At 42.0% G+C, this 13,340-nt stretch carries 10 protein-coding genes; 5 read left to right on the forward strand and 5 right to left on the reverse strand.

Annotated elements, in window-relative coordinates; translation table 11 throughout:
• Window positions 1-103 precede the first annotated feature (103 nt).
• The 4 genes from MR054_RS00555 (at window position 104) to secA (ending at window position 5,535) form a co-directional block, all read left to right on the forward strand.
• Window positions 104-877, forward strand: coding sequence for an O-methyltransferase (locus tag MR054_RS00555; protein ID WP_242155204.1), 774 nt, complete (start codon window positions 104-106; stop codon window positions 875-877).
• Window positions 878-958: 81 nt separating this feature from the next.
• Window positions 959-1,531 carry a cob(I)yrinic acid a,c-diamide adenosyltransferase gene (locus tag MR054_RS00560; RefSeq protein WP_242085973.1) on the forward strand — a complete coding sequence of 191 codons (573 nt, stop codon included), beginning with the start codon at window positions 959-961 and terminating at the stop codon, window positions 1,529-1,531.
• Window positions 1,532-1,740: 209 nt separating this feature from the next.
• Window positions 1,741-1,962: a DUF2795 domain-containing protein gene (locus MR054_RS00565; RefSeq protein ID WP_019387375.1), complete on the forward strand. Its 222-nt coding sequence runs from the start codon at window positions 1,741-1,743 to the stop codon at window positions 1,960-1,962.
• Between the two features lie 219 nt (window positions 1,963-2,181).
• Window positions 2,182-5,535 (forward strand): preprotein translocase subunit SecA, encoded by a 3,354-nt coding sequence (gene secA / locus MR054_RS00570; protein WP_242155206.1) that lies wholly within the window; start codon window positions 2,182-2,184, stop codon window positions 5,533-5,535.
• Between the two features lie 763 nt (window positions 5,536-6,298).
• On the opposite strand, the gene argS is transcribed toward secA, so the two are convergent.
• The 3 genes from argS to MR054_RS00585 all read right to left on the reverse strand — a co-directional run bounded on the left by argS (window position 6,299) and on the right by MR054_RS00585 (window position 8,861).
• The gene (gene argS / locus MR054_RS00575) at window positions 6,299-8,083 is read right to left on the reverse strand and encodes an arginine--tRNA ligase (protein ID WP_242155211.1); all 1,785 of its coding nucleotides are present in this window, start codon (window positions 8,081-8,083) and stop codon (window positions 6,299-6,301) included.
• Between the two features lie 78 nt (window positions 8,084-8,161).
• Complete coding sequence (locus MR054_RS00580; RefSeq protein ID WP_242155212.1) at window positions 8,162-8,578, reverse strand: VOC family protein; 417 nt, start codon at window positions 8,576-8,578, stop codon at window positions 8,162-8,164.
• 79 nt (window positions 8,579-8,657) lie between these two features.
• On the reverse strand, window positions 8,658-8,861 hold the full coding sequence (locus MR054_RS00585; RefSeq protein WP_242155214.1) for a hypothetical protein: 204 nt from the start codon (window positions 8,859-8,861) through the stop codon (window positions 8,658-8,660).
• A gap of 415 nt (window positions 8,862-9,276) precedes the next feature.
• On the opposite strand from MR054_RS00585, the gene MR054_RS00590 reads away from it, so the two are divergent.
• Entirely contained in the window at window positions 9,277-11,337 is a 2,061-nt protein-coding gene (locus tag MR054_RS00590; RefSeq protein WP_242155216.1) for a tetratricopeptide repeat-containing sensor histidine kinase, read from the forward strand.
• A 7-nt stretch (window positions 11,338-11,344) separates the two neighbouring features.
• Here MR054_RS00590 and ctlX read toward each other — a convergent pair whose 3' ends face one another.
• Together ctlX and MR054_RS00600 are read right to left on the reverse strand one after the other, a co-directional pair.
• Window positions 11,345-12,283 carry a citrulline utilization hydrolase CtlX gene (ctlX, locus tag MR054_RS00595; RefSeq protein ID WP_242155218.1) on the reverse strand — a complete coding sequence of 313 codons (939 nt, stop codon included), beginning with the start codon at window positions 12,281-12,283 and terminating at the stop codon, window positions 11,345-11,347.
• 94 nt (window positions 12,284-12,377) lie between these two features.
• Window positions 12,378-13,292, reverse strand: coding sequence for a dimethylarginine dimethylaminohydrolase family protein (locus MR054_RS00600; protein ID WP_242085931.1), 915 nt, complete (start codon window positions 13,290-13,292; stop codon window positions 12,378-12,380).
• Between the last annotated feature and the right edge of the window lie 48 nt (window positions 13,293-13,340).

Here is a 13,340-nt window from a genome sequence, read left to right on the forward strand (position 1 = left end):
CCGGACCAGGATTACTCGAAGTGACAGTGCCCATAATCGTTTGGACGTCAATTGGAGTGACATGCTGAGGTACAAAAATGTATTATCGAAAGCAGCTAAAAATATGTTTTATAACATCTTACAATACATCAAATTCCTATTCAAATCCACCAACCAACATGGAGTGCACTCCCCGTTTGTATTTCAGCTAGTCACCAGCTGTTTTTATGACAAGACCCCTTATCCGGCATATGAGGCCATAGCACATTACAGACACACCTTATTGCAAGACGGCACGCAGATTAAGGTGGTCGACCTCGGTGCGGGCTCACAGGTGATGACGGCCGGGAACCGTAGGGTGTCGACCATAGCCAAACATGCAGGAACACCGCTAAAACGGGCCAAATTACTTTACCGATTGAACCATTATTTTAAGTGCGATACTATTTTGGAATTAGGGACTTCACTGGGTATCGCTTCACATGCCTTGCACCTGGGAAACCCCAAAGCCCATATCACCACCCTCGAAGGATGCCCCAACACCGCGGCCTATGCGAAACAAGCTTTTGAAGCACAGGGCATCACCCGAATCACTACCCTAGTGGGCCCATTTGAGGATACTATACATCAATTAACAGCCCCTACCTACGACCTTGTCTTTTTTGATGGCCACCATCAGAAAACAGCGACCTTACATTATTTTGAATTACTGATCGATCGTGCCCATAACGATTCGGTATTTATTTTTGATGACATCCATTGGTCTAAAGGCATGACCGAAGCCTGGGAGACCATTAAACGGCATCCCAGGGTTTCTGTAACCCTGGACACCTTTTTCTGGGGTTTCGTTTTCTTTAGAAAGGAACAGGCCAAAGAACACTTTACCATAAGAGTTTAGTCGTTTTGTTGTTAAGTCGCTAAGTTTGCTTTACTTTTGAAAAAAAACAGGCGTTCCTGGCGCCATTGCGAGATACATACCATGAAAATTTATACTAAAACAGGCGATTTGGGCACTACGGCATTATTTGGTGGCACACGGGTGCCCAAGCACCATATGCGCATTGATAGCTATGGCACCGTGGATGAGCTCAACGCCTTTCTGGGCTTGATTCGTGATCAACCCATCGATCAGGCCTATAAAAACACGATTATTAAAATTCAGGAAAACCTATTTACCATAGGCGCTATATTGGCCACCGATCCTGAAAAAGCCACGCTTAAAAGTGGAAAGGACCGATTGAACATTGAAAAAATTACTGCGGAAGACATACAACTTCTGGAACAGGAAATGGATACCATGGATGCCGCTCTGGCGCCTATGACCCATTTTGTGCTGCCCGGTGGGCATCCAACCGTGTCATTCTGTCATATTGCGCGCTGTGTTTGCAGAAGGGCCGAACGTTTGGCTTCTGCCTTAAATGCCATAGAGCCATTCGAACCGAATGCCTTAATTTACTTAAACCGTCTATCTGACTATCTTTTTGTCTTGGCACGAAAGTTGACTTACGACTTGAAAGCAGAAGAATTGAAATGGATTCCTGAGAAAACCTAGTTTTACTAAGAAATGCTTAAAAACGTATATCGAATGCTCTTAAGCATATTTTAAAAAAACAAAGACCGGGTAACCTTTAAAGATATGAATTTAATTTCAACTGCAAGGACAAAATTAACGCTCTTTAAAGTAATGATTAATTAATTGAAATTTTTCTTGTTTGTTTAAACTAAAAATTTATTTTTGCAAAAATTTAAACGCGCAATAAAATGTATTGGACTTTAGAATTAGCATCGTATTTGAGCGATGCGCCGTGGCCAGCAACAAAAGATGAATTAATAGATTATGCTATTAGAACCGGAGCCCCTTTAGAAGTTGTTGAAAATTTACAGTCAATTGAAGATGAAGGTGACTCATACGATTCCATTGAAGAAATTTGGTCCGATTACCCAACGGATGAAGATTATCTGTGGAACGAAGATGAATATTAAACAAGATGATTGATATTAAACAAAAAGCATAAGGAATAGTTAAAAAAGTCTCGATTTGAGACTTTTTTTTATTCTAAAATTTAATAAACTGATTACATAATGTATCTTTGAATGCTGTTAAAAGCATAAACATACTACTTTAAATCATGATAAACTGAACGGTAGCATTTGGTCAATTCAAAATGCAGTTTCAGTTTCATATATAAAATACATATACCCATGAATTTTTTAAATTCCGTAATCAAGGTTTTTGTTGGAGACAAATCCAAACAAGATGTGAAGGCCTTGATGCCCCTTGTGGAGCAAATAAAAACATTCGAAGCGGCTCTAGAGGCCCTGTCCCATGATGAATTACGAGCTAAAACCACCGAATTTAAAGCCGTTATAGCCGAGGCCACTAAAGCCATTGACCAGCAAATTGCAGCCTTGTTGGAAGAAGCTGAAAATACGGAAGACATAGACCGCCGTGAGGACATTTATCAAGATATTGACAAGCTTCATGACGAAGCCTATGAGATAACCGAAGCCGTTTTAAACGACCTCCTTCCTGAAGCTTTTGCGGTAGTTAAAGAAACCGCCAAGCGTTTTGTGAATAACGAATCCATTCCTGTAAAAGCCAACGAATTTGACCGCCTCCTTTCCGGTGAGAAAGATTATGTAACACTGGACGGCGATCAAGTGATCTGGTCCAACTCCTGGGATGCCGCCGGAAAGCCCATTACCTGGGATATGGTGCATTACGATGTGCAGCTTATAGGTGGTATTGCCCTGCACCAAGGTAAAATTGCCGAGATGCAAACCGGTGAGGGTAAGACCTTAGTAGCCACTTTGCCTGTGTATTTAAATGCCTTGGCCGGTAAAGGGGTACACCTGGTAACCGTGAACGACTACCTGGCCAAACGGGATAGTGCGTGGATGGCTCCCATTTTTGAGTTCCACGGGTTAAGTGTAGACTGTATAGACTACCATCAGCCCAATTCAGCGGCTCGTAAAAAAGCCTATAATGCCGATATTACCTATGGTACCAATAACGAATTTGGTTTTGATTACCTGCGTGATAATATGGCACATGCGCCGGATGACCTCGTGCAACGCCCCCACCATTACGCTATAGTGGATGAGGTGGATTCGGTATTAATCGATGACGCCCGAACACCACTAATTATTTCCGGGCCCATTCCTAAAGGCGACCGCCATGAGTTTAACGAGTTAAAGCCCAAGGTCGACGATATTGTAGGTGTGCAGCGTAAGTATTTAACGGGAGTCCTGGCGGAAGCCAAAAAGCTTATAAAAGAAGGCGATACCAAAGAAGGGGGGGTTCAATTGCTACGCGTTTTCCGGGGCATCCCCAAAAATAAAGCCCTTATTAAATTCCTTTCGGAAGAAGGTACCAGACAACTGCTTCAAAAAACCGAAAATTTTTACATGCAGGACAACAACCGCGAGATGCCTAAGGTGGATGCGGAATTGTATTATGTAATTGATGAAAAGAACAACCAGATTGAGCTTACCGATAAAGGCGTGGAATACCTCTCGGGAAAAGACGACCCGAACTTTTTTGTCATGCCTGAAATTGGTTTGGAAATTGCAAAAATTGAAAAACAAGGTCTTCCCGTTGCGGAAGAAGCCAAACTCAAAGAGGAATTATTTAAAGATTTTGGTGTAAAGTCCGAACGCATCCATACACTCAATCAGCTTTTGAAGGCCTACGCCCTGTTTGAAAAAGACACGCAATATGTCGTTATCGACAACAAGGTCATGATTGTTGATGAGCAAACCGGTCGTATCATGGAGGGGCGTCGCTACAGTGATGGTCTGCACCAGGCCATTGAAGCCAAGGAAAATGTAAAAATCGAAGACGCCACACAAACCTTTGCTACGGTTACCCTGCAAAATTACTTTAGGATGTACCGCAAATTATCAGGTATGACGGGTACCGCGGTGACCGAAGCAGGCGAATTTTGGGAAATCTACAAACTGGATGTCGTTGAAATCCCTACCAACCGCCCTATTGCGCGGGATGACAGGGATGACCTGGTGTATAAAACCAAACGGGAAAAATACAATGCCGTTATTGATGAGGTAACCAATTTGTCTGAAGCCGGACGCCCGGTATTGATTGGTACCACCTCGGTAGAAATTTCAGAGTTGCTGGCCAAAATGCTGAGTATCCGTAAAATTCCACATAACGTATTGAATGCCAAGCTCCATAAAAAAGAAGCCGATATTGTAGCGGAGGCCGGTAGATCGGGACAGGTCACCATTGCAACCAATATGGCGGGACGGGGTACCGATATTAAATTAACCGACGCGGTCAAAAAAGCCGGAGGGCTGGCCATTGTTGGTACAGAACGTCATGATTCCCGTCGGGTGGACCGCCAGTTACGCGGTCGTTCCGGTCGACAAGGTGATCCGGGAAGTTCACAATTTTATGTATCGCTGGAAGATAATTTAATGCGTTTGTTTGGAAGTGAGCGTATTGCCAAGATGATGGATCGCATGGGATTGAAGGAGGGTGAAGTGATTCAGCATTCCATGATTTCAAAATCCATTGAGCGTGCACAGAAAAAAGTGGAGGAAAATAACTTTGGGGTTCGTAAGCGATTACTGGAATATGACGATGTCATGAACGCCCAACGTGAGGTGGTTTACAAACGCCGGCGCCATGCCTTGCACGGAGAACGGTTACGCGTTGACTTAGCCAACATGATTTTTGACACTTCAGAAGGTATAGCCGAAACCAACAAAGGCGCCAACGACTATAAAAATTTTGAGTTTGAATTGATCCGCTATTTCTCAATGAGTTCGCCCATTTCGGAAGCCGATTTTGGTAAACTTACCGGTCAGGAGATCACCTCAAAAATATATAAAGCGGCCTTTGAACACTACCGGGAAAAAATGGAACGCAATGCCGATATTGCCTTTCCCGTCATTAAAAATGTATATGAGACCCAAGGTGACAAATTCAAGCGCATTGTGGTGCCGTTTACCGATGGCGTGAAAACCTTAAATGTGGTGACCGATCTTGAAAAAGCCTATAAAACCAATGGTAAACAACTCATTACCGATTTTGAAAAGAACATTACCCTGGCCATCATTGATGATGCCTGGAAAACCCACCTTCGTAAGATGGATGAGTTAAAACAATCGGTTCAGTTGGCCGTTCACGAACAAAAAGATCCCTTATTAATTTACAAGTTTGAGGCTTTTGAGTTGTTTAAGGGCATGATAGACCAGGTTAATAAAGATGTGATCTCCTTCTTGTTTAAAGGAGAGCTGCCACAGGAAACCCAGGATACCATTCAGGAGGCACGCGCCAGGAAACGCGAAAAGCTGAGCATTCAAAAGGATGAGATTCCTAATTTGGATGAACGCTCATCTCAGGCCAGGGCTGCCGGTAATACTCAACGGAACCAGGAACCTGTTGAAACCATTGTACGGGACCGCCCTAAAATTGGTCGTAATGACCGCGTTACCATTAAGCATGTCATTAATGGTGAGAACAAAACCCTAAAATACAAACAGGCTGAACCTTTAATTGCTAAAGGGGATTGGGTTTTGGTTGAGGATTAAGAGCGGGTTTATCCTTTTCCCATCGGACGAAACTTGTTTCATATTATTGAGATGCGTCGCTGCGTTGCACTACGCTTTGAATGACAGGAAAATTCAATAAAAATGTTTTTTTACAAACCCTCCGTCTAAATATTCTATACATTAAATCAACTTGCTCCCCTCTTTGGGTAAAGAGGACGACCGAGCGTTAGAAATCTATCCGGTGGATAGATTTAGCGATGGGGCGAGCTGGCGGGCAGGCTAAGTAATGCGAGAAAGGGGAGTTTGATTAAAATTATCTGGAATTATTAATCTATTTCTAAACCCTCCGTCTAAAGGCTCAGGCCTTTAGCCACCTCCCTTATAAACAAGACGACCGAGCGTTAGAAATCTATCCTGTGGATAGATTTAGCGATGGGGCGAGCTGGCGGGCAGGCTAAGTAATGCGAGAAAGGGGAGTTTGATTTAAAATCACCTATGTTATGAAACCAACTTGCTCCCCTCTTTGGGTAAAGAGGGGAATGAATCCCACTGCTAAGTGGGAGAAAGGGGAGTTTGATTAAAATTATCTGGAATTATTAATCTATTTCTAAACCCTCCGTCTAAAGGCTCAGGCCTTTAGCCACCTCCCTTATAAACAAGGGAGGAACAAGGTACATTCATCTTTCTTGCTTCCCTCTTGATATTAAGAAAGGCGTTTACGACCGACTGAAGCATCTGGTTGAATAAAAGTGAGATGCTTCGCTGCGCTGCGCTGTACTTCGTTCTGAACCAGTGGTTTTCCTTACATGCGCTCCGGTACCGCAATACCCAATAGCTCCAGGGCGCGTTTTATGGTTAATCCGACTTTCTTGGAAAGTCGTACTCGAAAGTGCTTATCCGTCATCGTCTCTGCTCCTAAAATAGACACGTTTTGATAAAACGAATTAAACTCCTTGACCAAATTGTAGGTATAATTGGCGATTACAGCAGGACTATGTTGCTCGGCCGCTTGTTGAATAGTATCTGGAAACCCTTCCAATTGCTTGATCAGTTCTCTTTCTTTACTGTGAAGCGGCTGTTCCAGGTCATCGGGGGCAGTATCCGTTTCAAATTGGGCCTTTCGAATGATCGATTGTATCCTGGCATAGGTATATTGAATAAAAGGCCCTGTATTACCTTGGAAATCAATAGATTCCTTAGGATCAAACAAGATCCGCTTTTTAGGGTCCACCTTTAAAATAAAATACTTTAAGGCACCTAAACCAATCACTTTGTATAGCTCCTGTTTTTCATCTTCAGTGTAGCCGTCTAATTTTCCCAATTCTTCTGAAATCTCTCCGGCGGTTTGCGTCATTTCGTCAATCAAATCGTCGGCATCCACCACGGTTCCTTCCCTGCTTTTCATCTTGCCGCTCGGTAAATCGACCATACCGTAGCTTAAATGGTACAGGTTTTTGGCCCAGTCGAACCCCAGTTTTTTCAGAATTAAAAACAAGACCTTAAAGTGGTAATCCTGTTCGTTACCCACGGTATAAACCATACCGCCCACATCCGGAAAATCCTTAATGCGCTGGATCGCGGTACCAATATCCTGAGTCATATACACTGCAGTACCATCTGCACGTTGTACAATTTTCTTATCTAAACCTTCATCGGTTAAATCGCACCACACTGAACCATCTTCGGCCTGTTCAAAAACCCCCGTTTTCAATCCTTCGGTCACCAATTCCTTACCTAATAAATAGGTCTTGCTTTCGTAATACAAGGTATCAAAATCCACTCCAAGGTTCTTGTAGGTCTCGTTAAATCCATCATAGACCCAACCGTTCATGGTTTTCCAAAGTGACACCACCGCGTCATCCCCTGCCTCCCATTTACGAAGCATGTCCTGCGCTTCCAGGAGTATGGGGGCTTGTTTCCGGGCTTCTTCGTCCGACAATCCCGCATTCTTCAGTTGCTCAATTTCAGCTTTATAGGCCTGGTCAAACTGGACGTAGTAATTCCCAACCAGTTTATCACCCTTTAATCCGGTGCTTTCCGGTGTTTCCCCTTGACCAAAACGCTTCCAGGCCAACATACTCTTGCAGATATGAATGCCTCGGTCATTTATGATCTGCGTTTTATACACTTTTTTGCCGGAAGCCTTCAAAATTTCGGCAACGCTGTAGCCCAATAAGTTATTCCTTATATGTCCCAGGTGTAACGGTTTGTTGGTATTGGGAGAGGAATATTCGACCATGATGGCCTTATCCCCGGGTATTGGAGTCTTAAATCCGAAATCATCCTCGGTAAAAATGCCATTAAAAAAGTGGCGGTAATAGGAATCGCTTATTTCAAGGTTTAAAAATCCCTTCACGACGTTAAACGCCTTCACATCTCTGGCATGTTCAACCAAATAGTGACCAATGGCTTCTCCTATATGTACCGGATTCCCTTTAACAAAACGCAACATGGGAAACACCACTACAGTAACATCGCCCTCAAATTCCTTTCTGGTCGCCTGAATTTCAACGGCTTCTAGAGCAACTTGAAATACCGTTTTTACGGCCTGTTTTACCTGGATGGTGATCGTATCTTGAAGATTCATTCTGCGGGTATTATTGAAGGTGCAAAGATAGAATTTTTACACATACTGCACACGATACGTCCCTGTTATTCCCATACGCTATGTACCATAAAATTCATGGTCATGAACCACCAGGGTTGTTAACTCCACGACATGTCCGTCCGGATCCCTGGTATATATGGAATGAAAATAGTGGTGATCCTGAATCTGGAATTCCAGTTCTAATTCGGTGTAATGCCGCTTTGCCTTTTCAAAATCGGTATTGGTGACATGGAAGGCAAAATGGTCAATCTTTACATGCTTCGACTGTAAATCCAGTGCAGGGTCGTCCATTTTAGCCGGGAAAAGTGCGATTCCCGATTTACCCGACATGAGAAAAATGGGAAATTCACCCCATTCGGGAAGTTGATATTTTCGCAGTCCCAGGACCTTTTGATACCAGGCCACCGAATGGTTTAAGTCCCTTACCCTAATAGCCACATGGTCTAAAAATGCAATGTCGAATCCATTTTTCATTTCAATTTCAGGTTTTAAAAGAGTGCCCATTAAAAAAAAACATCCATTTCGCCTTTAATGAAATGGAACATAATGGGTTTTAATTTTTTTTAGCGGCCACCAAGCCTAAAACAATAGCCACCAATCCAAAGGCCATAGTGATATAGGCATCTGAATTATCTTGAGTTTCAACACTAAAATCACCAATACTTACCGATGCTTCGGGTGCAATAAGGGTGTAAATTCCGTAAATTAAGAGCCCAAATCCTACAATCAATAGAATTTTTTTTACCGTATTATTCATAATAGCAATTCATAAAGTTAACCCCTGAATATAAGCATTATTTAATTACGATATGGTCCATTTCGCGGGAACACCGTGGCATTAAAAAAAAGAGGGTTCCCTCGGAATGCATTTCATCGACAGAAGTGTCGTTATTCCATAATATCTGCTGTTTATCTATTCGTCGATTATTATCCGAATTTTTACGCTCCATTTCATCTAATATATTGGTAGTAAAACCTAAATATTAGCTTTTGATAGGCGATTTTACAAATTTTGTTAAGCTATTGATTATCCATTTCAACCAAAAATATATTTTTAATACTAACGCGCAGATACATTTAAATTTAGTAATATAGAGAACTCTTGTTTCCCTCGATGAAGGTCTCCTTAAAATACCTATTTATTAAATGCTTTAGTTTAATGTAGATATTGTATGAGGAAATTAATTACGTTAGGTGCTTTTTTAACTGTTTTCTTAGGTTTTTCACAAACTCAGGATATAGATAGCCTTACGTTGCAATTAGCCTATCAAAAACAAGACACCTTAAAGGCAGATACTTCCCTTGAACTTATTAGACGCCTTTACGACCATGAGGACTATAACAGAGCCCTAAGATTTATTGTAAAAAGCGAAAAATTAACCACCGAATTAAACTACAAGAAAGGGCTTGCCGATATTACCTATTACAAAGCCTTAATTTATGCCAAAAAGAACGATTATATCAATGCCATAAACAGTTACCACACATGTAAAAGCCTATATCACCAACTCAAGGACACCCTGGGCATAGCCAAAGTGAACAACGGTATTGGGCTCATTGAAATAAAACGGGGGAATTACGCTAAAGGCTTGCGTTATGCCTTATCTGCCATGACCACTCTGGAAGAAAAAGGACTCGACCGGGAACTGAGTCTGTCCTATAGTAATCTTGCCGATGCCTATTACCATATTGGGGTGTATGATAAAGCCATCACCTTTTTTTTAAAGGCCTTGCCACTGCAGGAGACCTTACAGGATGTTCAGGGAAAAAATAACTCCTACGGTAAATTGGCAGAGTTATATTCTCTAAAAAGGGAGCATCGAAAAGCTATAGAATACTATAAAAACCTGTTACAGAACAATACCGATAATGATTCCCTGAAAGGGGCGATCTCAGCCAAATTAGGAGGTGAATATTTACAGTTTAATGATTTTACCAATGCTTCAAATTATCTATTGGAAAGTCTGTCCATCAACAGAGGCAACAACAATACCTCCGGCCTGTTAACGACCTTAATAAATTTAGGAACCCTAAACCTGAAACAAGGACGGTTAATCCTTGCCGAACGTCAATTGATGGAAGCAAGCGTTATGGCCAAGGAATTGGATAATAAACATGAACTCTTACGGTATTACGACCGAATGAAGCAACTGGACTCCACCAAAAGACGCTTTGACCGCGCTTTTGTCTGGCAGCGCGAATATTACAGTTTAAAGGAACGGTTAGACCGAAAACAGGTTTCATTAAGCAGGGACAGTTTAAGTCCTGATGCCATTTACGACCACTTAGAAGGTCGTGATCCGCTTTTAATAGATGATTCCAATGCCCTGCTTCCCTCAGCCCCTGAAACCGGACTGGATGGACATACCCCCTTCAAATTGTTCTTTTATATTTTATTGGCCATTCTTATCATGGCCATTGTATTTATTGTAATGACCAATTCCAAACGCATGAACAACATGAAGTTGGTACAGAATCTGGAGGAAGAAAACCTGAAAGCCAAATTACAGTATGAAGCCAGCCTTGAACAAATAGCCCAGTTGGAAAACATTAATAATGTTAAAGACAAATTATTTTCAATTATTTCCCACGATTTAAAGGATTCGTTATCATCCATTAATGGTTTCATCGATTTGCTGAAGGATGATACCCTATCCAAGGAAGAGTTCGACAAATTAATCCCTGAATTGAGTGAAAATGCCAATAATGCCTCGCTCCTGCTCTTTAATCTTTTAAATTGGTCTAAATCCCAAATGCAGTCGCTAGAGCCCAAGCCCAGCCTGTTTGATATTCAGGAAGTTTTTGAAGATAAAATCAATCTGATTGAACAACGCATGGCTCAAAAGGGGATCCAACTGATAGACCATTCCCTGCGCGATTTTGCCTATGCCGATAGGAGCATGATTGAAATTGTGATTCAGAATTTGCTTGCCAATGCCTTAAAGTTTTGTAACAAAGGAGATACCATTACCGTGTCTAACCATATTAGCAATGGCAGTTGTATTTTAAGCATCGCCGATACCGGGGTGGGCATTTCCAAGGAGAACTTAAGTAAACTCTTTAAAGGCAGTTCTTACACTACAACGGGTACCCATAATGAAAAAGGCACTGGTTTAGGCTTGTCCATTTGTAAGGAGTTGGTAGAACTTAATAATGGTAAGATCTGGGTGGAAAGCACGTTAAACGTTGGCAGTACATTTTATGTTCAGCTTCCAAAATCTAAATCCGTTTAATAGGATCCTATACCTTCTTGGGCAAAAACACCTCTGCCAGCATACAACGCGCACTACCCCCCCCACAGGCTTCAATGGTGTCCAAAGAACTGGACATAATATGAGTATGTCTCTGCAAGCGTTGTATTTGTTGTTTGGTTAAGGCATTGTAGGCGGCCTGGCTCATCACCAAATAGCGGGTACTGTCTTCTCCTTTTACCTGTAACATATTTCCAGCAAAATGACTCACCTGGTCTTCGGTGATATCAATAATCTCCTTGCCGTCGTCTTTTAATTGTTTTACAACGGTTCTGCGTTCCTTCTGATCGTCAATACTTTGCAAACAAATAACGGCAAAGGTTTCCCCTATACACATCATGACATTCGTATGATAAATAGGTACGCGTGTCTCATTAACCGACTGGTAGGCGGTAAACATCACCGGCATATATTCAAAATCTTCACAAAACTCGATGAACAGTCCTTCATCTGCACGAGCCGACAGGGCACAATAGGCCTTTCGGTTAACGCGGTCCAATACCGCACTTCCCGTTCCTTCAAGAAAAACACCTTCATCTTCGGCACTGGTATAATCTATAATATTATGGATCACAAAACCCTTATCTTCCAGAATTTGAAATACATCCTCCCGCCGTTCCAAACGCCTATTTTCAGCGAACATCGGATAAATCGCTATATCGCCGTTTTCATGAAAAGACACCCAATTATTCGGGAAAATGGAATCCGGGGTATCAAATGCCCCGGTATCGCTAATCACAATAACCTGAACCCCGATTTGCTCTAACTTTTCAACATAGGTATCAAATTCCAGTTGTGCCCGGGTATTAATGGTTTCGGGTAAAACATGTTCTAGCTCCTTTTGATAGAAGTTATTAATGGCCGTTTGCTCATTCATCCTGTAATTTATAGGACGAATCATTAAAACCGTATTTGTAATTTGTTCCATGAGTCTTGGTGACCTCTACAAACAAGAGGTCTTTTTTAGTATTACAACGCATTAATTAATTTAAAAACCACAGCATCCGCATCAGATGAATCGATTAATCCCGGATAAGCGGCAAGGTGGTACAGCGCAACAGGCCTTCCTGCTTCCCTATTTCGGCATAGGGGACTTCTTCAACGGTAAACCCCTGTTGTCTTAACCAGGTATTCAGGCGTGTAAATCCCTGTTCACTGATGATAACATCGTCTGAAATGGAAAACACATTGCTATACATATCATACATCTCGTCTTTGGTAATCTCAAAAACATGATCTTTTCCAAAGAAATCGACCAACCACTGGTATTCCTCTTCCTTTAGGAATCCGTTTTTATGAATTATGGCTTTCCCTTTCCCCAATGGATTGAAACAGCAGTCCAGGTGTAAGGCATTTTCTCTTGGATCGGTATTCGATTTCCGCAATTCGAAGGATTTAACGGTTTTATCCGGAAACAAGTCCTGAATGGCTGCTACCGCTTCCCGATTGGTTCTGGCAGTAATGTATTCCGCATAATCTGCTCCGGAATACACGCCCACAAAGATATAATCATTCCAAGGCATGACATCACCGCCTTCAACGTGGCAAGCTTCCGGTAGAACAATTCTGTTTGCTCTATCTACCTGATCCCAGACATATCTTATGGCTTCCACCTCATCTTCGCGATCGGGCAAAATATTAGCCCTGATGATTTTATCCTCGATGACAAAGGCGATATCCCGGGAAAATATTTGGTTACAATCCTCAATGACATTGGGTCTGTAAACAGTAACGTCATATTTTTTGAATACTGCAGCAACGGCCTCCATTTCCAAAATCATATCCTCCTCCCTGGGGTAGGTCCCGTTTAGGACATGCTGAATGCTTTTGGGATCATAACAGTCTTCAACTTTAGGTATGGGCCCATTACTTTTTGCCGTACCTAAAATCACAGCCCTTAACCTGGAGGTTTCGTTTTTTATGTTGAGTTTTAGCATAAATTTTACCGGCTCGATTTAAAAGTCAAAACTAAGGATAATTAATCC

Origin of the sequence: Aestuariivivens sediminis, from assembly GCF_022662105.1 — a bacterium.
GTDB classification, from domain to species: domain Bacteria; phylum Bacteroidota; class Bacteroidia; order Flavobacteriales; family Flavobacteriaceae; genus Aestuariivivens; species Aestuariivivens sediminis.